This is a genomic window from Moraxella sp. E33BD (genome assembly GCF_041807865.1).
Taxonomy (GTDB): Bacteria; Pseudomonadota; Gammaproteobacteria; order Pseudomonadales; family Moraxellaceae; genus Moraxella; species Moraxella haemolytica.
The window spans coordinates 95,612-119,582 of record NZ_JBGTZD010000002.1; the positions used below are offsets into that span (position 1 = coordinate 95,612).

At 42.4% G+C, this 23,971-nt stretch carries 19 protein-coding genes and 1 CRISPR repeat array (1 of these 20 only partly in view); of the genes, 15 read left to right on the plus strand and 4 right to left on the minus strand.

Annotation, left to right across the window (positions count from 1 at the left end):
* Nucleotides 1–8: 8 nt before the first annotated feature.
* From ACERC6_RS01650 to adk, 6 genes are all read left to right on the plus strand, one after another.
* A complete protein-coding gene (locus ACERC6_RS01650; protein ID WP_373627497.1) occupies nt 9–1,319 on the plus strand; it encodes a hypothetical protein in 1,311 nt (436 codons plus the stop codon).
* Between the two features lie 190 nt (nt 1,320–1,509).
* Nucleotides 1,510–3,522 (plus strand): heme lyase CcmF/NrfE family subunit, encoded by a 2,013-nt coding sequence (locus tag ACERC6_RS01655; protein ID WP_373627499.1) that lies wholly within the window; start codon nt 1,510–1,512, stop codon nt 3,520–3,522.
* Between the two features lie 5 nt (nt 3,523–3,527).
* On the plus strand, nt 3,528–4,106 hold the full coding sequence (locus ACERC6_RS01660; RefSeq protein WP_284674232.1) for a DsbE family thiol:disulfide interchange protein: 579 nt from the start codon (nt 3,528–3,530) through the stop codon (nt 4,104–4,106).
* Between the two features lie 9 nt (nt 4,107–4,115).
* Entirely contained in the window at nt 4,116–4,619 is a 504-nt protein-coding gene (locus ACERC6_RS01665; RefSeq protein ID WP_284674233.1) for a cytochrome c-type biogenesis protein, read from the plus strand.
* A complete protein-coding gene (gene ccmI, locus ACERC6_RS01670; RefSeq protein ID WP_373627501.1) occupies nt 4,616–5,875 on the plus strand; it encodes a c-type cytochrome biogenesis protein CcmI in 1,260 nt (419 codons plus the stop codon). Before ACERC6_RS01665 ends, ccmI begins: the two co-directional genes overlap by 4 nt.
* Nucleotides 5,876–6,076: 201 nt before the next feature.
* Nucleotides 6,077–6,733 (plus strand): adenylate kinase, encoded by a 657-nt coding sequence (gene adk, locus ACERC6_RS01675; protein WP_373627503.1) that lies wholly within the window; start codon nt 6,077–6,079, stop codon nt 6,731–6,733.
* Nucleotides 6,734–6,816: 83 nt separating this feature from the next.
* Here the strand turns inward: adk and ACERC6_RS01680 are convergent, their stop codons facing one another.
* Nucleotides 6,817–7,476 (minus strand): hypothetical protein, encoded by a 660-nt coding sequence (locus ACERC6_RS01680; RefSeq protein ID WP_373630493.1) that lies wholly within the window; start codon nt 7,474–7,476, stop codon nt 6,817–6,819.
* A gap of 159 nt (nt 7,477–7,635) precedes the next feature.
* Here ACERC6_RS01680 and ACERC6_RS01685 point away from each other — a divergent pair, with 159 nt between their 5' ends.
* Complete coding sequence (locus ACERC6_RS01685) at nt 7,636–8,058, plus strand: HIT family protein (RefSeq protein ID WP_373627505.1); 423 nt, start codon at nt 7,636–7,638, stop codon at nt 8,056–8,058.
* A 147-nt stretch (nt 8,059–8,205) separates the two neighbouring features.
* Here the strand turns inward: ACERC6_RS01685 and ACERC6_RS01690 are convergent, their stop codons facing one another.
* Complete coding sequence (locus ACERC6_RS01690) at nt 8,206–8,979, minus strand: ferredoxin--NADP reductase (RefSeq protein ID WP_373627506.1); 774 nt, start codon at nt 8,977–8,979, stop codon at nt 8,206–8,208.
* Nucleotides 8,980–9,151: 172 nt separating this feature from the next.
* Here ACERC6_RS01690 and tsaA point away from each other — a divergent pair, with 172 nt between their 5' ends.
* The 3 genes from tsaA (at nt 9,152) to ACERC6_RS01705 (ending at nt 12,731) form a co-directional block, all read left to right on the plus strand.
* The gene (gene tsaA, locus ACERC6_RS01695) at nt 9,152–9,874 is read left to right on the plus strand and encodes a tRNA (N6-threonylcarbamoyladenosine(37)-N6)-methyltransferase TrmO (RefSeq protein ID WP_284674567.1); all 723 of its coding nucleotides are present in this window, start codon (nt 9,152–9,154) and stop codon (nt 9,872–9,874) included.
* A gap of 95 nt (nt 9,875–9,969) precedes the next feature.
* Nucleotides 9,970–11,065 (plus strand): peptide chain release factor 2 gene (gene prfB / locus ACERC6_RS01700; RefSeq protein WP_373627508.1). Its coding sequence is split into 2 segments (ribosomal slippage): nt 9,970–10,041 and nt 10,043–11,065, totalling 1,095 coding nucleotides; the frame shifts between segments, so codons are not numbered across the junction.
* Between the two features lie 151 nt (nt 11,066–11,216).
* Nucleotides 11,217–12,731: an acetyl-CoA hydrolase/transferase family protein gene (locus ACERC6_RS01705; RefSeq protein WP_373627509.1), complete on the plus strand. Its 1,515-nt coding sequence runs from the start codon at nt 11,217–11,219 to the stop codon at nt 12,729–12,731.
* Nucleotides 12,732–12,952: 221 nt separating this feature from the next.
* Here ACERC6_RS01705 and ACERC6_RS01710 read toward each other — a convergent pair whose 3' ends face one another.
* Complete coding sequence (locus ACERC6_RS01710; protein ID WP_284674240.1) at nt 12,953–14,236, minus strand: acetyl-CoA C-acetyltransferase; 1,284 nt, start codon at nt 14,234–14,236, stop codon at nt 12,953–12,955.
* A 275-nt stretch (nt 14,237–14,511) separates the two neighbouring features.
* Between ACERC6_RS01710 and ACERC6_RS01715 the strand changes: the two genes are divergently transcribed.
* The 4 genes from ACERC6_RS01715 to hpt all read left to right on the plus strand — a co-directional run bounded on the left by ACERC6_RS01715 (nt 14,512) and on the right by hpt (nt 18,903).
* Nucleotides 14,512–15,873, plus strand: a complete 1,362-nt coding sequence (locus ACERC6_RS01715) for a 3-oxoacyl-ACP reductase (RefSeq protein WP_373627510.1) — start codon at nt 14,512–14,514, stop codon at nt 15,871–15,873.
* Nucleotides 15,874–16,006: 133 nt separating this feature from the next.
* Nucleotides 16,007–16,885 (plus strand): MaoC/PaaZ C-terminal domain-containing protein, encoded by an 879-nt coding sequence (locus ACERC6_RS01720; RefSeq protein ID WP_284674242.1) that lies wholly within the window; start codon nt 16,007–16,009, stop codon nt 16,883–16,885.
* A gap of 158 nt (nt 16,886–17,043) precedes the next feature.
* Nucleotides 17,044–18,303: a serine hydrolase domain-containing protein gene (locus ACERC6_RS01725; protein ID WP_373627511.1), complete on the plus strand. Its 1,260-nt coding sequence runs from the start codon at nt 17,044–17,046 to the stop codon at nt 18,301–18,303.
* A 63-nt stretch (nt 18,304–18,366) separates the two neighbouring features.
* The gene (gene hpt / locus ACERC6_RS01730; protein ID WP_284674244.1) at nt 18,367–18,903 is read left to right on the plus strand and encodes a hypoxanthine phosphoribosyltransferase; all 537 of its coding nucleotides are present in this window, start codon (nt 18,367–18,369) and stop codon (nt 18,901–18,903) included.
* A 278-nt stretch (nt 18,904–19,181) separates the two neighbouring features.
* On the opposite strand, the gene ilvD is transcribed toward hpt, so the two are convergent.
* Nucleotides 19,182–21,080: a dihydroxy-acid dehydratase gene (gene ilvD / locus ACERC6_RS01735; RefSeq protein WP_373627513.1), complete on the minus strand. Its 1,899-nt coding sequence runs from the start codon at nt 21,078–21,080 to the stop codon at nt 19,182–19,184.
* A gap of 653 nt (nt 21,081–21,733) precedes the next feature.
* Between ilvD and ACERC6_RS01740 the strand changes: the two genes are divergently transcribed.
* The gene (locus ACERC6_RS01740; RefSeq protein ID WP_373627603.1) at nt 21,734–23,365 is read left to right on the plus strand and encodes a BCCT family transporter; all 1,632 of its coding nucleotides are present in this window, start codon (nt 21,734–21,736) and stop codon (nt 23,363–23,365) included.
* Between the two features lie 92 nt (nt 23,366–23,457).
* Nucleotides 23,458–23,971: direct repeats of the CRISPR family, unit length 36 nt; unit sequence ATCTACAATAGTAGAAATTAAGGAAGGTCGTTAGAC (it continues 343 nt past the right edge of the window).

A 23,971-nucleotide genomic window follows, 5' to 3' on the forward strand; every position in this document is an offset into this window, starting at 1 on the left:
ATTGACCTATGTTTAATTCCATTTGGCAAGCCCTTGCAGAACACCCAGAATTCATCGCCATGCTTACCATTCCGCCTGTTACTGCTTTTGTAACTTGGGCTCATGTATGGATGGCACTTGAGATGTTATTTTACCCCATTAAGTTTTGGGGTATTCGCATTCGTGGACTACCATTTGGACTACAAGGCTTGGGTTGGCAGGGTATTGTACCCACCAAAGCAGGTAAAATTTCAGGAATTATTGTTGATCAGACTTTATCTAAATTGGGTAATTTGGATGAGTTTTTTCAGGCGATGGAACCTGAAGAGATGGCACAGTTCATTGCTGATGCAGTGGATAAAAATCTAGAGCATCTGATTGATGAGATTATGCTAGAACGCCATCAAGGATTATGGAATGGTATGCCTTACGCCATTCGTCGTCGTATCTATGCACACACTCATAAAGAGCTATCAAATATTATGAAATCTTTGGTACTGGATTTGACGCATAATGTTGAAAATCTTGTGGACATGCGTCAAATGATTGTACAAAAGATGGAAAATGATCGCAAACTGATGGTAGATATGTTTTTAAGAGTGGGTAGAAAAGAAATTAACTTCATTTGGAAGATTAGTGCCTTAATTGGCTTTGTTTTTGGTATTCTTCAGATGGGGATTTTTTATTTTGTGCCGCAGCATTGGACTGTGCCTTTTTTTGCGGCGATCTGGGGGGCTTTGACTAACTGGATTGCCATTTGGATGGTGTTTAACCCTGTTGAGCCAAGACGCATATCATTTGTACGAGTGTTTAGTCGTGATGAATCGGGTATTCGTTGGCGGTTGCCACACATTCATTGTTATTCTTGGCAGGGCGGTTTTATGAAGCGTCAAGATGAGGTGTCTAGCGTCTTTGCAGAGATTGTTGTTAATGAATTGGTTACCCTAGAAAATATCATGCATGAGATGATGTATGGAATAAAAGCGGATAAAACTCGAGCGTTAGTCAAAAAACACTTGTATGATTTGCTTGAATCACCTGTGGTGTCAGCCAGCCTAAAAATCGGCATGACCAGCCGTGAGCTTGATGAGTTTAAAGATACCATCATTGACAAATCTATTGACGCAACCATGATACCAATCCGAGATCCTAAGCTGAATGTCTCAAGAGCCAGTAAGATTTTTGGATTATTTGAGAGTCGGATTCGTGCCTTATCCCCACAAGAATTTCAAAATCTGCTACGACCCGCCTTTAAAGAAGATGAGATGACCTTGATTGTGCTTGGGGCAGTTACAGGGCTTTTGGCGGGTTGGCTACATCTGATGGTGGTATTTTTTTGACAAGAGCAGGATTAGAGCAGTTGGTTGATGATTGGCAATAAATATTCATCAGCCATCACGATTTACCAGTCTATTAAATATTCGTCTTAGCCAGTGTTCATTAGATTGCCAGCAAATATGTCTTTCATTTCACTGTTTATTTTGTGCCAATTATCAATACCAAAAGATGGTATATAGAAGGTATGTTGTTATGCTAATTACAGAATTGGGCTATTTTGCCCTGATTTTAGCGTTGGTTATTGCGATTTTGCAAGCCATTTTACCCGCCATCGGCGTTATTAAAAACCAAGTGCAGTGGCAACGCCTAGCACCAAGTTTGGCAACGGCATTGTTTGTGGCAATGGCAGTGTCTTTTGGGGCATTGATGATAGGCTTTCTTTATAATGATTTTAGTTTGGTGTATGTAGCAAGCCATTCTAATAGCTTGCTACCTTGGTACTATAAATTGTCGGCAACTTGGGGTGGTCATGAAGGCTCGCTACTGCTTTGGATGACGATTTTGGCAACTTGGTGTATGTTGGTTGCGGTATTTAGTCGTGGCTTACCACTTGATATGCGTGCTCGTGTGCTGTCAATACTTGCGATGGTGCAGGTCATGATGTTGCTTATGTTGATTTTTACTTCCAGTCCTTTTGAGCGTACCTTGCCAAACATTCCTGTGGATGGTGTGGATTTAAATCCATTATTACAAGACCCTGGTTTAATTTTTCATCCTCCGATGTTGTATATGGGTTATGTGGGGTTGGCAGTGCCTTTTGCTTTTTGTATGGCGGCACTGTGGGCAGGGCGTCTTGATGCGGTATGGACTCGTTGGTCTCGCCCTTGGACGGTAGTGGCTTGGGGGTTTTTGACGCTAGGGATTGCCCTTGGCTCTTGGTGGGCTTATTATGAGTTAGGCTGGGGTGGCTGGTGGTTTTGGGATCCTGTAGAGAATGCGTCTTTGATGCCATGGTTGGCCGTAACCGCTTTGATGCACTCTTTGGCTGTTACCGAAAAACGAGGTGTTTTTAAGGCATGGACAATCATGCTGGCGATTTTTGCCTTTGCTTTATCGCTATTGGGTACATTCTTGGTGCGTTCTGGTGCGATTACTTCGGTGCACTCGTTTGCGGCAGACCCAACTCGTGGCTTGGCGATTTTGGCGATTTTGGGGGCGGTGATTGGCGGTGGTTTGTTAATGTTTGCCTTGCGTGGGTGGCGATTGACCGTTGAGAGTACTTATCAGCTTAAATCTCGTGAAACTGCTTTGGTGGTTAATAATCTTGTCCTGTTAGTGGCGACTTTAGTGGTTCTGCTTGGTACTTTATACCCCATGCTTGCTGATGCCTTTAAATGGGGGCAGGTATCAGTAGGTCCCCCTTATTTCAATGCGTTGTTTGTGCCTGCAACTTGGATCTTACTTGCCTTTATGGGCATTGGTGCGAATCTGCGTTATAAATACGACAGTCGACCACTGTTTGGTATGATGATGACAGGTGCGATGAGTGCTTTGGTGCTTGGTGCAGTCATTGCTTACATGATGAGCCTGCTTGAAGAAAGCGTACATTTTGACCATGGTATGTACATTACTGCCATCTTATCAGCGTGGGTGCTTGTCTTGATGGTGCTAGATATCAAAGACAAAACTCGTCATGCCAAAGGGTTTGTGAATGGTCTTAAAAAACTAACACCAAGCTATTATGGTATGCAACTTGCCCATGTGGGTCTTTTGGTTACTGCATTGGGTGTTGCAGGGGTCTCTGCCATGAGTCTAGAAAAAGATGTGGCAATGACGGTCGGCGATAGTGTGCATGTGCAAGGCTATGATTTTTATTTGCAGGACTTTGATGTCATAAAAGGATCAAATTATGATGCCACTCGTGCTACCGTACAAGTTAAGAAAAATAATCAGCTTATCGCAACATTATATCCAGAAAAGCGTAACTATGTTGTCTCAATGATGCCAATGACCGAAGTGGGATTGCACCCAAGCCCCTTAAATGAGCTATACATTGCATTGGGTGAGCCGATTGTCAGTGATGATGGCAAAACAGACTTAGATACATGGGCGGTGCGTGTCTATGTGAAGCCGATGATTCGTTGGCTATGGTTTGGGGCGATTTTGATGTCGTTGGGTGGTCTAATTGCCATACTGGATAAGCGTTATCGCATCAAAAAAATAACAACCCATACCAGTTCTAATTTGAAATCGTTTGTGGAGTAATGCTCATGGCAAAGTCAAATAAGCGTGTGTTTTTTATCATACCTTTGGTGGTGTTTTTGCTTGCGATGGTAATGTTTTATTTTCGTCTAGGAAAAGAAACGGATATTAAAATTAGTACTTCAATGAACAAACCCTTGCCTGAGTTTAGTTTGCCATTGTTGTCAGATACTTCACGCATGATGACCAATCAGGATTTACCCAAAACACCATTTTTGCTTAATATCTGGGGTTCTTGGTGTCCAACCTGTAAAGTGGAGCATCCATTTTTGATGCAGCTGCATGAAAAAGGCGTGCCACTTGTCGGTGTGAATTATAAAGATGAACTCTCTGACGCATTAGGATATTTAAATCAGTATCAAGACCCATTTATCTACTCGGTGCAGGATTTAGATGGGCAGTATGCCATTGATTTGGGATTGACAGGTGCACCTGAGACATTTGTGGTTGATGGTGCAGGCGTGGTATATAAGCATATTTTGGGTGAGGTTAATCAGACAAACTGGACAAATGAGATTCAGCCGTGTTTGATGGCGGTAGGTGATACAACATTATCTGAAGATGCCAAAGTACAGGCGTGTAGCTAAGAGGGTGTGATGAAAAAAATTATATTGGCGGTCATATTGGCGGCAGCGGTCGGTTCGGCGTGGGCGGATATTGATGTTCTTGAGTTTAAAACGCCTGAAGATGAAACTCGTTATCGAGCACTGATTGAAGAGTTGCGTTGCCCTAAATGCCAAAATCAAAATTTGGCAAGCTCTGATGCCCCCATCGCTTTAGACTTAAAACAAAAAACCTATCAGATGATCAGTGATGGCAGAAGTGATGCTGAGATTCGTGGTTATATGTTTGAGCGTTATGGCGACTTTATTAGTTACAAACCACCCATTCGCCCATCAACATGGATTTTATGGTTTTTCCCACCAATTTTGTTGATATTGCTTGTATTGGGCTGGGTAATTAAGGCGAAGAGGCAACGCAACCAAGTAATGAATGTATCTGATGAAGATATTGACACCCTAAATAGCCAAGAAGAAGCAGAGTTATCAAGGATTTTAAATACGCACAGCACGCCAAATGATAAGAAGGGTAAGTCATGAGTCAAAGTTTATTATTGTTTTTTACCTTATGTGCTGTTTTGGCGGTGTTGGTGGCTTTGGTGGTGATTTTCCCATGGTTAAAAAGTCGCCGAGCGATGGATAACCGTTTGATGGCGGTTAATGTGGAGGTGTTTCATCATCGTATTGCGGAGCTTGATGCTGATAAGCAAGCAGGTGTGATAGATGAAGCGTATTATCATGCTCAATCTACCGAGCTAAAACGCCAGCTGATAGCCGCCCAAAAACATGAGGATCGATATGCACCTGTAGGCACTAAGTCAAGGCTGATTGTCATGGTGTGGATTCCGCTTTTGGCGGCATTGGCTTATTTGACAACGGCTGATCGCACTCCTGTATTTACGCTATGGGAAGCTCAAGATAGAGTGGGGCAGGTTGCGGACGACCTATTAACAGGCAAGATTGATACACCACCAGAGTGGGCAACTAAAGATAGTGCTGCATTAATTTCTGCCATGCAAACCAATGTGCATACTCATGCTTATGATGCTAACCGCTGGATGCGGTTGTCTGAGCTGTTTACTGCTTTGGATGCTAAGCCACAGGCATTAGAGGCTTTAGCTCGTGCTAATCGATTGGAGCCTGATAATGTTGAGATTGCCATGACCTATGCACAGGCGAGTTTTTTTATGAATAATGGCTCATTAGACCCAACCGTAAAAGAAATCGTACTTGGTATATTGCGTAGCACACCTGAGCATGAAGGTGCACAGATGATGATGGCGATGGGAGAGATTCGTGCGGGTAATTTTGTGAATGCAAAGGCGTGGGTGCATAAGCTTCGTTCAAATATCGCCGCCAAATCTGGAGATAGAAGCGAAGCGTTGGCTAGTATTGATACTTTGCTTGAAAACATCAACACTCAAGAAGCTAAGGCGGCTCAAGGTGTCAAAGTCGGTGTTGGTATTGACACAAAACTTATGCCCCAGATTCAAGAAGGCGATGTATTGTTCATCTCTATTGTCTCTAGCAAGGGTGGTGCACCATATGCTGTTAAGCGACTGCCTGTCAATCAAATCCAAAATGGGCAGTTTGAAGTATCGCTTAGCGACTTAGATGCCATGATGCCTGAACGCACGCTCACAGTCGGTAGAGAAAATGATGAGCTTGTTGTGAATGCTCGCATCAGCCATTCAGGTAGTGCGATCTCTGAATCAGGAGATTTGTCTGCAAATCCTGTACCGCTTACTAGGGCAACCAATGCTGTTTTCTTGACAATCTCACAGGTTATCCCCTAACGGCAAAAATGATTCCAATCGGCTAAGATAACGAAAATAGCACCATGATTTTGGGTGCTATTTTTTTTATGAATAGTAAGTTGTGTTTTTTATGAGTTTGGGGGATAAAATCGTTAGTGTGTAAAAATCACTTGAACAATCTGTCTTGGTGATTTATAGTGTAAGGTCTATTAAAGGTTGTTTTATTGTTTGGAGAATATCATGCTTCGTATTATTTTATTAGGTCCACCAGGTGCAGGTAAAGGCACACAAGCACAGCTAATCTCAAAGGAATTTAATATCCCTCAGATATCAACAGGCGATATGTTGCGTGCTGCCATTAAAGAAGGTACGGAGCTGGGCAAGATTGCCAAAAGTGTGATGGATGCAGGTCAGTTGGTTTCTGATGAGCTGATTATCAATTTGGTTAAAGAACGCATTGCACAATCTGACTGCATGCATGGCTGTATTTTTGATGGCTTTCCACGAACCATTGCTCAAGCACAGGCTTTGGCAGATGCTGGCGTGAATATTGACCATGTGATTGAGATTGGTGTGCCTGATGATGAGATTGTCAGTCGCATGTCAGGTCGCCGTGCTCACTTGCCATCTGGACGCACCTACCACATCATTCACAATCCCCCTAAAATTGAAGGCAAAGACGATGTTACAGGCGAGGACTTGGTACAGCGTGATGATGATAAAGAAGAGGTGGTTAGAGACCGCCTATCGGTGTATCATGCACAGACATCGACGCTAATCGGTCATTATCAAGCGGTGGCTCAGTCAGGTGAAAATGCTCCTGCTTATCACAAGTTTGATGGCACAAAAGACATTGACACGGTTCGTGATGAAATTTTTGCGGTATTAAAAGGCTAGTTGGTCAATTCTGCAATATAAAAAGACCTTGACTATTAAATCAAGGTTTTTTGGCTAAAATTAGTCAGCCTTATGTGTGGCGTTTAGTACTCTTGTTGCATTTGATGATGAGCCATTACTTTTTGACAGATGGATTCTTGTAGATACGCCAACGCCTGTGGTATGCGGTCTTTTAGGGTATTTAGTGTATGGGTGGTGGCTAAAGCGTGGGCATTGGGCAGGCGAGTATAGCCATCGTGAGTGGGTATGATGTATTCTTTATCGCCAAAATCAAGGCTAATGAGCGATTTGGCAGTATTTTTGTGTAGAATATTGACATTGCCTGTTAGGACAAAGTTGGTGGATTCATCTTTGATGCTTTGGGTTGGGTTTGTGGTGTAGATTGCTTGCGTATCTTTGGCGGTATTGGTAAATTGTAGGTGCAAAGCAAGGGGAAAATCATCGCAAACAATGACGGTTGTACCACTGATTTTGATGTGTGTGGCAGCTTTAATGGTGTCATCAGGTAGGCTTAGCCAACGACAGGCGGTCTGTGCTGTAACTTTTTCGTTCATCATCTTAAGCATGGACAAATCAAGAGGTCTGTCAGCTTTGATGTCATCGCTTAGGCTGTCATAATGTGCCAAAAACATCATGGGTAGATCTTTTTCAATGATGAATTTATCAATCTTGACATTATGTGTGCGAAAAATAAATTCAGGTTCGGTGAGTATTTCTTGCAGGATAAAGCAGCTGTCGGTCATAAAGGCTAGTTGTATTAAAAATTAAATTTACTATACCATAAAATTTTGTTTTTCGCTAAAAACAGATCGGTTTTTGTAAAATAATTTTCATTGTGCGTATTGAGATTTATGCTACAATGATAATAAAGATACATTGGTTATTTATCTTTAAAAACGGAGTTGATGATGACTTATGACAACACCAATATTTTTGCCAAAATCTTGCGTGGCGAGATTCCCTGCCATAAGGTCTATGAAGATGACAAAACGCTGGCTTTTATGGATGTGATGCCACAGGCGGTGGGTCATGTGCTTGTGATTCCTAAGTGTGAAGCGGTGGAATTGACCGATTTGCCGTGTGAGTATGCCTGTGCAGTATTTAAAACAGCTCAAAAGGTAGTTCATGCTCAGCGTCAGGCCTTGGGTGTAGATGGCATCGTTCAGATGCAGCTGAATCACGCCAAAGCAGGACAAAGCGTATTTCATTACCATATGCACCTAATTCCTACCCATATTCATGAGCTGGGTAATCACGCAAGTGCTATGACACATCAAGATGAATTGGCACAGCTTGCAGCCAAGATTTGTGCTCACATTACATAATTTTATCTTTGCTATCTTTGATACTCTTTGTGGTATAAGGGTGTAAAAATTGTTTGTTCATTTCGCTATCATAACAGCAGATGAACGGACTTAAAAATCAAAAACGCACCGTGATAATACGGTGCGTTTTGTTATTAGTGGGGCTGATTAACCCACAAATGCACGCTCAACCACATAGTCGGCAGGCACGCCCATGCGTGGTGAGATGGTCAAGCCAAATTCATCTAAAATGGCACAAGTATCACTATTCATCGCCATGCTACCACAAATCATCACACGGTCATCGTCTTTATTCATGGGGGGTAGTCCGATGTCTGCAAAGAGCTTTCCTGACTTGATGAGATCGGTAACACGCCCTGTGTTTTTAAATTCATCACGAGTTACGGTTGGGTAGTAGATGAGTTTTTCACGCACCCATTCGCCAAAGATTTCATCGTTTGGTAGTTCATTTTCAAAAAAATCACGGTATGCCAAATCCTGTTCATGACGCACGCCATGCACTAGAATTACTTTTTCAAAGCGTTCGTACACTTCAGGTTCACGAGTGAGCGATAAAAATGGAGCCAGTCCTGTACCTGTGGCAAGTAGGTATAGGTGCTTGCCAGGCAAAAGGTCATCTAATACGAGTGTGCCTGTGGGTTTTTTACTGATGAGTAACTCATCGCCTACTTGGATGTGTTGTAAGCGTGAGGTTAGAGGTCCATCTTGAACTTTAATTGAGTAAAATTCAAGCTCCTCAGCCCAAGCAGGGCTTGCGATAGAGTAGGCACGCACAAGCGGTTTGCCATCTACCATTAGACCAATCATGGCAAATTCGCCACTTCTAAAACGCAAGCTATCACTACGAGTGGTTTTGATGGTAAATAGGCTGTCTGTCCAGTGATGAACATAAGTAACTGTTTCGCTGATGAATTTTGACATGGTGAAAGTCCCAAAATGATAACAAGTGTTGTTTTTTGCTAAATTTTACCACAAAATCAGCAGAATAAGAAATCTGTGCTATGATAGCGACATTTGAAATGAACTGTTATTAACTTTTTGGCATAAGCACTGTTAATTTTAGCATAAACCATCCAAATACGCCATGAATCGCATTACTTCACATACGCTACCCATCATCGGTTATCATCACTCCCCCTTGTCCCAAAAGTTTGGTGTTCCTCGGCAACCAAACCTTGTCGCTGTTAAAAGCCATATTGATTTTGTTGCTCCGTATGCGATATCTGACGCTTTTGTTGGTATCGAGCGATATAGTCATTTGTGGATTTTGTGGCTCTTTCACCATAATAAAGGGCAGGCAAATTTTCGTCCGCAAGTGCGTCCACCACGGCTAGGCGGTAATGAGAAAATTGGAGTATTTGCCACACGCAGTATGTACCGACCATCAGCAATTGGGCTGTCGGTTGTGCAGTTTGATAGATTGGAAGTGATTGATAATCAAGTGATTTTACATATCATTGGGGCGGATATGGTAGATGGTACACCGATATTGGATATCAAACCTTATTTAGCATTTGCTGACAGTGTGAGTGGAGCAAAGGGTTTTTCCAAACCGACTGTTCGGTCTGTATTGTGGAGCAATCAAGCTGAAACGGATTTTATGTATTTTTTACAAAGTAACGCACTGCGTTTAGATGACCAAGTCATTATTACCAAGCTGATTGCCCAAGACCCACGAGTCGCCTATCGTCAGCACGAAACAAATCTTGTATCGGTCATGCAATATCGGTGCGTTGATATTAACTTTTATATGAATGATGATGGTGCTATGGTGATTGAGTGTATTAAAAACAGCCAAGTTTGCCATGACACATGAAAATCCATGCTTAAAAAATAGTCAAATGGTAGAAAATTTGCTATAATTTTAGGTTGTTTTATTAAAGCCATCATTAAATTTGTAAGGTAATTATCATGGAAATCGCCCCATATCAAGACCAAATCAAAGACTTAGAAGCTCGTGGTAAAGAGCTTTGGGGGTATCTTTGACGTTGAGGGTAAAAAAGAACGCCTAGAAGAGGTTAATTTAGAGCTAGAAAACCCTGATATCTGGAATAATCCTGAACTGGCTACAAAGATTAGCAAAGAAAAATCAGTCCTAGACGGCATCGTTGGCACGGTTGATGGTTTGTCGGTGCGACTTGATGACGCACGAGCGATGTTGGAGCTGGCTGTTGAAGAAGATGACGAAAGTCTACTCGCCGATGTGCAAGCTGAGTTGGATGAAGCATTAAAGAGTGTAGAGGATTTAGAATTTAAACGAATGTTTAGTGGTGAGATGGACGCTAATAACTGCTATCTAGACATTCAGGCAGGTTCTGGCGGTACAGAAGCTCAAGACTGGTCGGAGATGCTGTTGCGTATGTATTTGCGTTGGTGTGAATCGCATGGGTTTAAAGCAGAGGTGTTGGAAGTGTCCGAAGGTGGTGTGGCAGGAATCAAGTCAGCGACCATCGCAGTCAAAGGTGATTATGCTTTTGGTTGGCTTCGTACAGAGATTGGCGTACATCGCTTGGTGCGTAAATCACCTTTTGATAGCAATAATGGTCGCCATACTTCGTTTTCAGCGGTGTTTGTTTCACCTGAGATTGATGACAATGTTGAGATTGACATCAATCCTGCAGATTTACGCATTGATACTTATCGTTCTAGTGGGGCAGGTGGTCAGCATGTTAATACCACAGATTCTGCTGTGCGTATCACGCACCAACCAACAGGCGTGGTCGTGGCGTGCCAAAATGAGCGTTCTCAACACGCCAACAAAGACACGGCGATGAAAATGCTGCGTGCAAAATTGTATGAATTAGAAATGCAAAAACGCATGGAAAAACAGCAGGCTTTAGAGGATAGTAAATCTGACATCGGCTGGGGAAGTCAAATCCGCTCTTATGTGCTTGATGATTCACGCATTAAAGATTTGCGAACAGGTGTTGAAACCTCTAATACGACTGCGGTACTCAATGGCGATTTGGATAAATTCATCGTAGCGAGTTTAAAATCTGGGTTGTGATTAAATTGTTTTATTGCTAGGAAAAAGCAGTTGATTAAACTTAATAAGCCTGTCATAAACTTTGATATTTTTGGGTTTATTTTGGGTGGTTTTGTGATACAATCATATCCACCAAGTTTTAGGTTAATTGAAAAAACATAAGGAGACAGATATGTCTATTGAACGTATCCGCAATACATCGTTGCGTGAAAAAGTAATGAGTGCTGAGCAAGCCGCCGAGTTTGTCAAGGATGGCATGAACCTTGCGATTACTGGTTTTACAGGTGCAGGTTATCCAAAGGCACTACCAACAGCGATTGCCAATAAAGCTAAAGACGCTCATGCCAAAGGAGAAAAATTTAGCATTGGTATGGTAACAGGTGCATCTACTGCTCCAGAATGTGATGGTGTGTTGGCAGAGGCGAACGCTGTGCATTTTCGTTCACCTTTCCAGTCTGACCCAACTTTGCGTAACAATATCAATGCGGGTAAAACTGCTTATCAAGACATGCATCTGTCGCATATAGAACAACAGATGCGTCAAGGTTTTTATGGTAAATTTGATATCGCCATCATTGAAGCAGCTGCCATTACTGAAGATGGCAAGATTATTCCTGCCATGGGTATTGGACATGGTGTTGAAGCTGTTAAGAACGCTGAGAAAGTCATCATTGAGATTAATGCGGCGTTGAGTGAAGGCTTGGAGGGTATGCACGATATTTATGCTGAAGTCGGACTACCACCGCACCGCAAACCAATCCCTATCGTGGGTGCATTTGATCGTATCGGCACACCTGCTCTAGATTGCGATAGCGATAAGATTTTGGGTATCGTGCTGACGAATGCTGGCGATCGTAACTCCAAATTTGCTGAGCCTGATGATGTTTCAAAAGCCATCGCCGCCCAAGTTATTGATTTTCTTGATCATGAAGTTAAGGCTGGTCGTTTGCCTAAGAGCTTACTGCCTTTGCAATCAGGCGTGGGGAATGTCGCTAATGCGGTGATGGCAGGTCTGCTAGATGCACCATTTGACGATTTGGTAGGCTACACTGAAGTTCTACAAGATGGTATGCTTGATCTAATTCTTGCTAAAAAGATGAAATCAGCATCTGCTACCGCCTTATCATTTAGCCCTGATGCGTTGGCTCGTTTTAATGAGAACATTGAGTTCTTAAAAGACAAGATTATTTTACGCCCGATGGAAATCAGCAACAATCCAGAGATTATCCGTCGCTTGGGTGTGATTGGCATGAACTCAATGATCGAGGCGGATATTTATGGTAATGTGAACTCAACACATATCATGGGTACTAAGATGATGAACGGTATCGGTGGCTCTGGCGACTTCACTCGCAATGGTTTCTTCTCGTTCTATGTCAGTCCATCAACTGCTAAGGGCGGGGCGATTTCTGCCATTGTACCAATGGTTAGCCACCACGACCACACCGAGCATGATGTGATGTTTATTGTAACAGAGCAAGGCATGGCGGATCTGCGTGGTAAGTCTCCTCGTCAGCGTGCTAAACTCATCATTGATAACTGTTCACATCCTGATTATCGTGATATGTTGCGTGATTATTATGACCGTGCTGAAAAAGCAGGTGCCTTGCATACACCGCACCTACTACTAGAAGCATTATCATGGCACCAACGCTTCATTGAAACTGGTGATATGCGTATCAAGTAATCAGACAGCTTGGATGATATCCATAAAAATACGGCGGTTAATGACTGCCGTATTTTTATGTCGCAGTAAAAGTCTATACGCTATAAATAATAAGATTAAAAGTCATCGTATAAACTTTATGAATCCGGCCGGCATGATTAAATCGTCTAAAGTTGTAAGAGTTAAAAAGCACCTGCTCGTTGTGATGGCAGGTGCTTTTTGCTTGCTTTATTGTGTATTTTTTAGCGTTCTAGAATGCAAGTTACGCCTTGACCGCCAGCAGCACAGATTGAAATCAACGCACGCCCTGAGCCTTTTTGTGCCAAAAGTTTGGCAGCGGTAGCCAAGATACGACCTCCTGTGGCGGCAAACGGGTGTCCGGCAGCAAGACTTGAGCCGTTCACATTAAGCTTGCTACGGTCAATTGAGCCAAGTGGTGCGTCAAGCCCTAAGCGATGTTTGCAGAATTTTTCATCTTCCCATGCTGCCAAAGTGGACAGTACCTGTGAAGCAAATGCCTCATGAATCTCATAAAAATCAAAGTCTTGCAAGGTCAAGCCTGCACGCTGTAACATTTTGGGTACGGCATAGGCAGGTACCATCAACAACCCTTCGGTAATACCGTCTTTGCCGATGAAATCTACCGCCGCTGTCCGCTGATGGGTGATGTAGGCAAGCGGTTCATAACCATGTTCTGCTGCCCAGTCATCGCTAGATAGTAATACGCATGATGCACCGTCAGTCAGTGGTGTGGAGTTGGCAGCGGTCATGGTAGGGTTGATATTTTTCTTACCAAAGACAGGCTTTAGACTGGCGAGCTTATCAAGTGTGGTGTCAGCACGCAGGTTGTTGTCTTGAGTCAGTCCTTTGTAAGGGGTAATTAAGTCGTCAAAAAAACCTTCATTATAGGCACGAGACAGGTTTTGATGGCTATCAAATGCCAATTTGTCTTGTTCGGTGCGACTGATGTTCCACTCTAGAGCGGTGATTGCTTGATGCTCACCCATGGATAGGCGAGTTCGTGGCTCGCCATTTTCAGGGAATGCAAGCAGTTTTTTTGGATTGATGGTGCTTAGAGCTGCTAGGCGAGCTTTAGTGTCTTTGGCGGTGTTTAGGCGTAAGAGTGACTTTCTAATACCATCACCTAGAGCAATCGGTGCGTCTGAGGTGGTGTCTGTGCCACCTGCAATGCCACTATCAATGATACCAAGGGCGATTTTATTAGCAACCGCAAAAGCAGCCTGTAGCCCTGTGCCACACGCTTGGGAGATGTCATAGGTGGGTGTGGTGGCAGGCAGACTGGTGTTTAATACAGCTTCACGAGTTAGGTTCAAATCTCGACTGTGCTTTAAGACTGTACCAGCCACAACTTCGCCAATCTCTTTATCTGCCAGATTAAAGCGACTAACCAATCCTTCTAGGGTGGCACTGAGCATATCAATATTACTGGCATCAGCATAGGCACCGTTTGAGCGGGCAAAAGGAATGCGGTTTGCACCTAAGATGGCAACTTTTTTAATGGTCATAAAAACTCCTTAATAATCGGTTTAAAGAAATTAGCTTAGTAAATAAAGCTAGATTAGCATTATTTTATAAAAAATGGAAAGATTGACTTAATTTGTAACAATAATTTTTATAAGATTAAATTTTGCAAAATAATAATTTGATCAGAGAGGCAGGTGCATGTTTAAGATTTCTTGATGAAAAATCTAGGGGTTTTTGGGTGGCATAATGGTTTTTTTATGTTAGAATGGGTAATTTATTATTGATAAATTCATTCATGAAATGGAGGGGTAAAGCTATGAGCGACCGTTATGGTGAGTTGGTTCAGTCATCTTTGGGAAGAAAAGTTGCTAAAAATCTTGGTTTGCCGTTGCCGATTAAGCTGGATCGTTATGAAGCAGGTCAACCTGTTATTCGTGGTGAAGTTGCTTTGGCGGTATCAGTTGGCGATGATACTTTGGTGGCGGATGCTTTGCAGGATATTTTGGTAAAACTTGATGCCAAAATCACCACACAACAAGACTTACATACCAAGCTAAGTGATGAGAATGCTCGCTTTAAGGTGGCGATTTTTGATGCGACAAATATCAAAAACACCGATGATTTAAAGCAGGTGTATGAGTTTTTTCACGCCATCGCCAGACGCATCAAATCTTCTGGACGCATTGTCATCATCGCTCGTCCGTCATGTTGTACAGGTAGCGATGTGGGCTTTGCTTTGGCTCAAAGAGCCTTGCTTGGTTTTACCAAATCAGTTGCCAAGGAATTTAAAAAAGGCATTACCGCCAATGTCATTTATACACAAGTGGGAGCAGAGGCTCATCTTGAGCACGCATTAAGATTCTTCTTGTCTGCCAAGTCCGCTTATGTATCAGGTCAGCCCATCACCTTGACTGTGGGCGGTCAGGTAGATACGAGTGATTTTGATGATGTAAAACCGTTGGCAGGCAAAAAAATCCTTGTAACAGGTGCGTCTCGTGGTATTGGTGCGGCGGTAGCACAGGTTTTAGCAAGAGATGGTGCTAAGTTATACTGCTTAGATGTGCCACAAAGCCTAGCAGAGCTTCAGGTAGTGGCAGGAAATTTGGGTGGTCAAGCCTTGCCAATTGATATTACCAATGAGAATGCTGCTAAAGAGATTTTGGAGCAATGCGGTGTACTAGATGGCATTGTTCATAATGCTGGAGTTACTCGTGATAAGACTTTGGCAAATATGAGTGAAGATAAATGGGATTTGGTGTTAAGCATTAACCTAAAGGCCATTCATACCATCAATGAGTATTTGATTGCCAATGGTGGGGTGAGTGATGTTGCACGCATCGTCTGCGTGTCATCAATCTCAGGTATTGCAGGTAATTTGGGTCAAACCAACTATGCCATGAGTAAGGCTGGTGTCATCGGTTTGGTAGAGGCAACAGCGCGGACATTTGACGGTTCAAATAAGACTATCAATGCGGTTGCACCAGGATTTATTGAAACTAAGATGACCAGTCTTATTCCATTTGCTATCAGGGAGGCGGGACGGCGTATGAATTCTATGAGTCAAGGTGGAGAGCCTGTGGATGTGGCAGAAACCATCGCTTGGCTACTATCGCCTAAAGCATCAGGCTTAAATGGTAATATTGTACGAGTCTGTGGTCAAAGCGTGCTTGGAGCTTAATGTTTTGTTGAGTTTTGAGATATTTATCAGCCAAATGGTCTAAAAATATGACAGTTTGGCGACTTAAAAATCCTAACAATTATATTGCAATATAACGATTGTTGATTGCATTTTATGTACATGAAGGTATCTTATGGCAGAACAACATTTTAAAGAATTGCCAAAAATGCACACCACTTATGCCAATGTTATCAAAAGTTTGATTCCTATTGGCGATAATAAGGCAAAGACTTTGCCTGAATCAATATATCAAGTGGATCATCTGGCCATTGATGAGCAGAATTTAAGAGAGTATCGTAAAATCTGTGGGTTTATCAATGACGGTCGTGTACCACCAACTTATTTTGCGGTGTTGTCGCAGACTTTGCAGATGAATATGATGGCAAAGCCAGATTTTCCCTTTGCCATGCTTGGCTTGGTGCACATAGAAAACAGCGTAACACAGCATCGCATTATTTATGATAGTGAAACGGTGTCATTATCGGTGCGTATTGCTAATTTAAAGGCACATGACAAGGGTCAGCAGTTTGATTTTATCACCACGGTTAGTATCCAAGATGAGCTGGTGTGGGAAGGGGTATCAACCTACCTTTCACGCCAGAAAAAAACTGCCGAAGAGCGAGCTCGTCCAAAGACTGTGGAGACGCCAACCCCTAGACTTGAGCCGGACGATAATCATTGGGCGGAGCTGATTAACATTCCTGAAGACATTGGTCGTAGATACGCTTTTGTGTCTGGGGACTTTAATTTGATTCATTTGCACCCTTTATCTGCTCGTGCCTTTGGCTTTCCCCGTGCCATTGCACATGGTATGTGGTCAAAAGCAGCAAGCATTGCTCAGTTTCACGACTTACCTAAGGCTTATCGTGTTGATGTGTCATTTAAAACCCCAATTTTTTTGCCATCTAAGATAGACTTTGTGGCTCGCACAGAAACAGATGGTCGCAGTTTTGCCTTGTATGCTGCAGGGACTGACAAACCGCATTTATTGGGTCGCATTACTTTTTTATAGTAAGTCTAATGTGTAGACATGAATAAAATGGCATAAAAACAATCAAAAAACTGGATTGATGTTCAGTTTTTTGATAAATGCCCATAGCAAGTTGTCTTGTTAATTTTGGGTGGTTTGACTAATGCAGATTTTGAGATTTGAGATAATAAGAGTGATGTATGGCAGATTGGCAGGTTTTTAATAGGGTGTTGTCAGCCCTACAATTTGATGAGTCGCCCGCAGGTGGTGTGGTTGTGGTTTATCAAGATGGTCGTGAGATAGTAAATGCTTCTGTGGGTCATGCTTTGCCCCAGATGGCATGGCAAGATACGGTCTTGTCAGTGAACTTCTCCATTGGGAAGGGGGTGTTGGCGACATTAGTGGCGGTATTGGTATCTAAAGGATTGTTGGATTATGATACACTGATTAGCCATTATTGGCAGAACTTTGCCAATAATGGCAAGCAGAGCATTACTTTGCGTCAGATATTAACTCATACATCAGGACTGTTTAATATCACGGCTTTGACGCAGTCGGTTGATGACTTGTTGGATTGGCAGGCGATGGGCAGGTTGATTGAAAATATGCCTATTGATACACCACGAGGACAAGAGTTGCATAACTATGCCAGTGCATACAGTGCCTTGGTGTCTGGGTGGGTGATAGGTCATGCCATTGAAAGGGTGCTTGGCATGAAGCTACAAGCAGTGCTTGATGAATATTTGGCTAAACCACTTGGTGTAGAAGGGCAGTTATACTATGGTGTACCTGATGACAAGGTACACTTAATCGCCAAGCCTGTGCGTTATTTTGATGGTCTACAAGGTGTCAAAAGAAAGCCTGTGCTAAAACCAGATACGCCGATGGTGTTGCAAAGTCTAAGCAAGATGCCTGCTGCTGCCATTTGGCGAACAGCATTAAATGGAAATGATATGACGACTGCTAATATCAATAAGCTATATTTTGACACTTCCAAGATGAATCTGGCAAATTATAAGAATGCCTTGATGCCCAACGGTAGAGATGGTATTGAGTATCATCATACCGATGTATTAAAAGCTGTTATCCCTGCCGCCAATGGCGTCTCTACCGCTCAAGCACTTGCTAGAATATATGCAATGCACGCTAATGACGGTGTGTGGCAGGGGAAGACTTTGATTAACTCTGAAGTTTTGGCGGATATGAGGCGAGTGCAGGTTGATGGATTTGATGCTGTCATGCCTGCTAATATGCGATGGCGAACAGGCTTTCACCGCTTGTTTAGCCTACAAGATGTAAGCGAGGCATATGGGCATATGGGCTATAATGGCTCAGTGGCATTTTGCGATCCTAAGCGTCGCTTGTCAATGGCGTTCATTCATAATTTTGATACAACCATGCTCAATGATGTACGACAATTCGCCTTATCTGAGATGGCAATTCATCTAGCATCTTGTTAAGGCTTGATAATCCATGGATTATATAATAAAATAATCTCTTTAATTTTCAAAAAAAGACTACTTATGAATACAGAACCTGCCATCAATGTGATGATTTCTCAAGAGGAAATTGCCGTTAAAGTCAAAGAACTGGGTGCTGCCATCAATGCTCACTACGCCAATAGCGATAAAGCGTTAATTTTGATTGGACTTCTGCGTGGTTCGGTTATTTTTATGGCGGACTTATGCCGTGCGATTGACAAACCACATGAACTTGATTTTATGACAGTGTCAAGCTATATCAATAAAACCACTGTATCAAGTGGTGATGTCAAAATCCTAAAAGATTTGGACAGCGAGATTGCAGGCAAGGATGTGTTGATTGTGGAAGACATCATTGATTCAGGACGCACTCTATCAAAAGTGGTAGAAATTCTAAAAACTCGCAATCCAAACTCCATTGAGCTGTGCACTTTGGTTAGTAAGCCATCACGCCGTGAAATTGAGATGGATGTTAAGTTTTTGGGTTTTGAAGTTGAGGATCGTTTTATTGTAGGCTATGGCTTAGATTATAATCAAAAATATCGCCACATTCCTTTTATTGGTGAGATTGGTCTTTGAACTAAAGATTGATTGTATGCCTTATTTTATTAAAAATCATTGGTATCATTCAACCTACTACTAAAGTATACCCTGTCATCATGATGGGGTTTATTTTTTTATGGCTTGTGTTGTGCTGATGAGTTATGGAAAAGATTGAGTGGTAAAAGATATCAATGACCGTATTTTGATGGTTAATTTTTCTTATTTAGACTATCACATCAATGACTTAATCCATGTGCAATGCAAAAAATAAAGGAGAGATTGTCGTCTCTCCTTTACTCTCAAGTTTTGGGTATTTATTCCACTTGACTGACATCTCTTACCGCTCCTGTGTCAGCACTGGTGGTAAGTGCTGCGTAGGCTCGTAAGGCTTGTGATACTTTACGCTGACGATTGACGGGTTTGAAGGCTTGCTTACCTTTTGCTAGCATTTGTTCACGACGGCGGGCAAGTTCATCATTGCAGACATCAAGATGGATAGACCGATTTGGAATATCAATAATGATGGTGTCAAATTCTTTTACAAGGGCAATGTTGCCACCTTCTGCCGCTTCTGGGCTTGCATGTCCGATGGATAACCCCGATGTGCCACCGCTAAATCTGCCGTCTGTCAATAAGGCACACGCCTTGCCTAGTCCTTTTGATTTTAGATAGGAAGTTGGGTATAGCATCTCTTGCATACCAGGTCCACCCTTTGGCCCTTCGTAGCGAATAATGACAATATCGCCTGCGACGATTTGATCTGCCAAAATCGCTTCTACTGCACTGTCTTGGCTTTCAAATACTCTTGCACGCCCTGTAAATTTTAAAATGCTTTCATCTACGCCTGCTGTCTTAACCACGCAGCCACGAGTAGCAATGTTACCAAATAACACCGCCAAACCACCATCTTGACTGTATGCAAATTCTTTACTGCGGATACAGCCACTTTCACGATTGACATCAAGATTTGACCATTCTTTGTTTTGGCTAAATGCTTGTGTGGTGCGAATGCCGGCGGGGGCGGCAATGTAGAGATTCCGAGCATCTACATTGTCAGGGTTCATGATATCCCATTTGTTCAGTGCGTCTTTTAGCGTGGCACTATGCACCGTTGGCACATTCGTGCGTAACAACCCTGCACGGTCAAGCTCGGCTAAAATCGCCATAACACCCCCTGCACGATGCACATCTTCCATGTGGTATTTTTGTGTGGCTGGAGCAACTTTAGATAGGCAGGGTACTTGTCGGCTAAGATGGTCAATATCTGCCATTTTAAAGTTTACGCCTGCTTCGTGTGCTGCTGCCAGTAAGTGCAAAATCGTATTGGTACTACCACCCATAGCAATATCAAGACTCATCGCATTCATAAAGGCATCTTTGGTGGCGATAGAGCGTGGTAAAATGCTGTTATCGCCTTGTTCATAATGGCGTTGAGCGAGCTTGACTATCATTCTGCCAGCTTCCAAGAATAGCTCTTTTCTTTTGGCGTGTGTGGCAAGTAGTGAGCCATTACCTGGCAAGGATAGCCCCAATGCTTCGGTTAAGCAATTCATTGAATTGGCGGTAAACATACCAGAACAAGAGCCACAAGTAGGGCAGGCTGACCGTTCAACGCTCATCACATCTTCATCAGAAATTAAGTCATCGGCAGCGTCAATCATGGCGTCCACAAGGTCAAGTTTACGCACTTTTTTGCCGTCATCGGCGGTGATGGTTTCATGTGTGGTATGCCCATCTGCCAATTCACTTGCCAAGACTTTACCAGCTTCCATCGGGCCGCCAGAAACAAAGATGGTGGGTATGTTCAGACGCAAGGCTGCCATCAGCATACCAGGGGTGATTTTATCGCAGTTGGAGATACACACCAAAGCATCAGCACAATGAGCGTTGACCATATATTCTACACTGTCGGCAATCAAATCACGGCTAGGTAGGGAGTAGAGCATACCACTATGCCCCATCGCAATGCCATCATCAACAGCAATGGTGTTAAATTCTTTAGCAACACCGCCTGCCTTTTCTATTTCACGGGCGACCAGTTGCCCTAAGTCTTTTAGGTGAACATGTCCTGGTACAAACTGGGTGAATGAGTTGGCGATGGCGATGATTGGCTTATTAAAATCATCATCGGTCATGCCTGTGGCACGCCATAAGGCTCTCGCCCCTGCCATATTGCGACCAGATGTAGAAGTTTTTGAACGGTAGGTTGGCATCGTTTATTTTCCTTGTTGGCTTGGACTTGGTCTATAGAAGCACGCCAAGTTAGCTAAGTTTATTTGCTTTATTGTAACATTTTTTTAAGGGTTTGTGAGAGCAAAAAGAGTGTTTCTTTTATATGAAAAAGTATAAAAATGAATTATGATTATAAACAAAGTTGCACAATTTTGGCTAATATTTTTTGGTTAATTTTTGCAGAAAATTGTTTTTTTTGTACCCCTAGCTCTCACAAGGCGTATCTTAGGCTTGGTGAGATGACATAAGAGTGGTCGAAGTTTAACTCCTTGATGGATTATAAAGATTATCTTATAAAAAAAAGATGATAGATGGACGCGTGGACGGATTTGCTTATTTACCAAGGCGGATAAAAATGCTTTGGCGTTGCCTATTTTTTAAGCCTTGACATAAAGTTGTTAGATAAAATCTGGTGGTATTTTTGGCATTTTTCTTGAGAAAACTGGGTGGCTGTCTTGCCTGCAATTTGCAAATTATTGCTAAATCTGTTAAATTTGTAAGCAAGGCTAATTAATACAAACATGATGATTGAACTTGTTTGTATTAATTAACTGTTTTGATTGAAGTAATTTAGATATATTTTTAATTGATAAGGATAAGTATGACGACACCAGAACAACCTAAGTCCAGTGCTATGCCTCAAGTTGAGATAAAGCGACTGGGTATTTTTCCGCAGGTAAATGTGCCTGTATTTTTAATATCAGCATTACTGATTGTTGGTTTTATTATTTTTGGGGCGATGTTTAGTGAGTTGGCGGGTCAAATTTTTGGCAAGGCACAAACGCTCATCACTCGACATTTTGGCTTTATGTTCATTATCTTAATGAATGCAGCCTTAGTATTTTGTGTGTATATATCATTAAGTCGCTATGGCGATATTCGCCTTGGGGCTCAAACAGAAACACCTGAATATAGCTTTGGTTCATGGATTGGAATGCTGTTTTCAGCCGGTATTGGTATTGGGCTACTTTATTGGGGTACGGCTGAGCCTCTGTATCACTTTGTGAAGCCACCTATTGCCGACTCTAGTAGTGCAGAGAGTGCTAAGCAGGCGATGCAGTTGTCGTTTTTGCATTGGGGTTTGCACGCTTGGGCGGTGTACTCAGTGGTGGCGTTGAGTCTTGCTTATTTTCACTATCGGCGCGGCTTACCGCTGTCAATTCGTTCGGTGCTATTTCCATTGATTGGTAAGAATATCTATGGCAAATGGGGGCATGCGGTCGATATTTTGGCGGTGTTTGGTACGATGTTTGGTGTGGTAACCTCGCTCGGTCTTGGTGTGATGCAACTTGAAACAGGACTTGGGCAGATGTTTGGTATTGAACCAAGTCTTGTATTTAAAATCGCCCTAGTAGCAGGCATTACCGCTTGTGCGGCATTTTCTGTGATGGCAGGACTTGATAAGGGGGTGAAACGCCTAAGTGATATCACTATTATTGGTACGCTCATCATGCTTGCCTTTATGATTATAGCAGGTCCAACCCAGTTTATTTTAGATAGCTTTGTGGAGAATATAGGTAACTATGCAGGCAATATCATCACGCTAGGGCTTTGGAATGAAGCCTATATGGATAGCGATTGGCAGGGTGCTTGGACAATCTTTTATTGGGCATGGTGGGTAAGTTGGTCGCCATTTGTGGGTATTTTTATCGCTCGTATTTCTCGTGGTCGTACCATTCGTGAGTTTATTTTTGGTGTTCTATTTGTGCCGATGCTCTTGTTGTTTTTGTGGTTTACGGCCTTTGGTGGCGTGGCGATCAATATGGAGTTGTCTGGAGATTTTGGTTTATCAACGGCAGTGCTTGCTGATTCAGGTAGTGCGATTTTTAAATTTATTGAATATTACCCATTTACGCAAGGCTTGGTGGTAGTAACACTGGTTATGATTGTGCTGTGGTTTGTAACCAGTGCAGACAGTGCCAGTCTTGTGGTGGATATGCTAACTGCAGGTGGTAACACCAACCCACCAAAAATCCAAAGACTGTTTTGGGTAACATCAGAAGGCATCATTGCGGCAATCTTGCTGGCAGCAGGAGGTCTTTCGGCGTTGCAAGCAGCAGCGATTGTGGCAGGACTGCCCTTTGCTCTTGTTATCTTTGTGATGATGTACTGTCTGATTCGTGGACTTGGGCGAGATCGTTTGACCTTATACCGTAATAACCAATGGTATATTACCGAAGAGTCTGCCGAGCATAATAGTGCTAACGAGATGGTGGATGAGCATCTGTTACCAGGACCGCCCCCAACCACAGAAAAAGCAGACTAATAGCAATAAAAAAATCGGACCTAGTTGTCCGATTTTTTATTTTATTTTTTAGTTGCAATCCTAAAAAATTAAACAGTTGTTTGGCTATATTTGTATATGTTGATAGAAATTAAGGAAGGTCGTTAGACCGTTGTGATGACATAGCAGATATGGTAATCTACAATAGTAGAAATTAAGGAAGGTCGTTAGACAACAAAAATTTTTATTTTTCGCTTGACAAATCTACAATAGTAGAAATTAAGGAAGGTCGTTAGACCTTAAAAAATTAACAAATCGTAATAAATATCTACAATAGTAGAAATTAAGGAAGGTCGTTAGACCTTAAAAAATTAACAAATCGTAATAAATATCTACAATAGTAGAAATTAAGGAAGGTCGTTAGACATAAATGGTGTTTCTTTTATGGATTTTATCTACAATAGTAGAAATTAAGGAAGGTCGTTAGACAACCCATATGTAAGGGGAACTGTTATATCTACAATAGTAGAAATTAAGGAAGGTCGTTAGACTAGCAATGATCACTGAAGAGTTAATCTATCTACAATAGTAGAAATTAAGGAAGGTCGTTAGACATCGAGGTGAAAGTAACGGAATTCGTATCTACAA

What these genes read in the sequence shown, in the direction of transcription:
- ACERC6_RS01680 (WP_373630493.1), bottom strand. Translation starts at nt 7,476, where the DNA reads ATGACCGACAGCTGCTTTATCCTGCAAGAAATACTCACCGAACCTGAA.
- ACERC6_RS01655 (WP_373627499.1), top strand. Translation starts at nt 1,510, where the DNA reads ATGCTAATTACAGAATTGGGCTATTTTGCCCTGATTTTAGCGTTGGTT.
- adk (WP_373627503.1), top strand. Translation starts at nt 6,077, where the DNA reads ATGCTTCGTATTATTTTATTAGGTCCACCAGGTGCAGGTAAAGGCACA.
- ACERC6_RS01705 (WP_373627509.1), top strand. Translation starts at nt 11,217, where the DNA reads ATGTCTATTGAACGTATCCGCAATACATCGTTGCGTGAAAAAGTAATG.
- ACERC6_RS01660 (WP_284674232.1), top strand. Translation starts at nt 3,528, where the DNA reads ATGGCAAAGTCAAATAAGCGTGTGTTTTTTATCATACCTTTGGTGGTG.
- ACERC6_RS01710 (WP_284674240.1), bottom strand. Translation starts at nt 14,236, where the DNA reads ATGACCATTAAAAAAGTTGCCATCTTAGGTGCAAACCGCATTCCTTTT.
- ccmI (WP_373627501.1), top strand. Translation starts at nt 4,616, where the DNA reads ATGAGTCAAAGTTTATTATTGTTTTTTACCTTATGTGCTGTTTTGGCG.
- ACERC6_RS01740 (WP_373627603.1), top strand. Translation starts at nt 21,734, where the DNA reads ATGCCTCAAGTTGAGATAAAGCGACTGGGTATTTTTCCGCAGGTAAAT.
- ACERC6_RS01650 (WP_373627497.1), top strand. Translation starts at nt 9, where the DNA reads ATGTTTAATTCCATTTGGCAAGCCCTTGCAGAACACCCAGAATTCATC.
- ACERC6_RS01715 (WP_373627510.1), top strand. Translation starts at nt 14,512, where the DNA reads ATGAGCGACCGTTATGGTGAGTTGGTTCAGTCATCTTTGGGAAGAAAA.
- ilvD (WP_373627513.1), bottom strand. Translation starts at nt 21,080, where the DNA reads ATGCCAACCTACCGTTCAAAAACTTCTACATCTGGTCGCAATATGGCA.
- ACERC6_RS01720 (WP_284674242.1), top strand. Translation starts at nt 16,007, where the DNA reads ATGGCAGAACAACATTTTAAAGAATTGCCAAAAATGCACACCACTTAT.
- hpt (WP_284674244.1), top strand. Translation starts at nt 18,367, where the DNA reads ATGAATACAGAACCTGCCATCAATGTGATGATTTCTCAAGAGGAAATT.
- ACERC6_RS01725 (WP_373627511.1), top strand. Translation starts at nt 17,044, where the DNA reads ATGGCAGATTGGCAGGTTTTTAATAGGGTGTTGTCAGCCCTACAATTT.
- ACERC6_RS01690 (WP_373627506.1), bottom strand. Translation starts at nt 8,979, where the DNA reads ATGTCAAAATTCATCAGCGAAACAGTTACTTATGTTCATCACTGGACA.
- ACERC6_RS01665 (WP_284674233.1), top strand. Translation starts at nt 4,116, where the DNA reads ATGAAAAAAATTATATTGGCGGTCATATTGGCGGCAGCGGTCGGTTCG.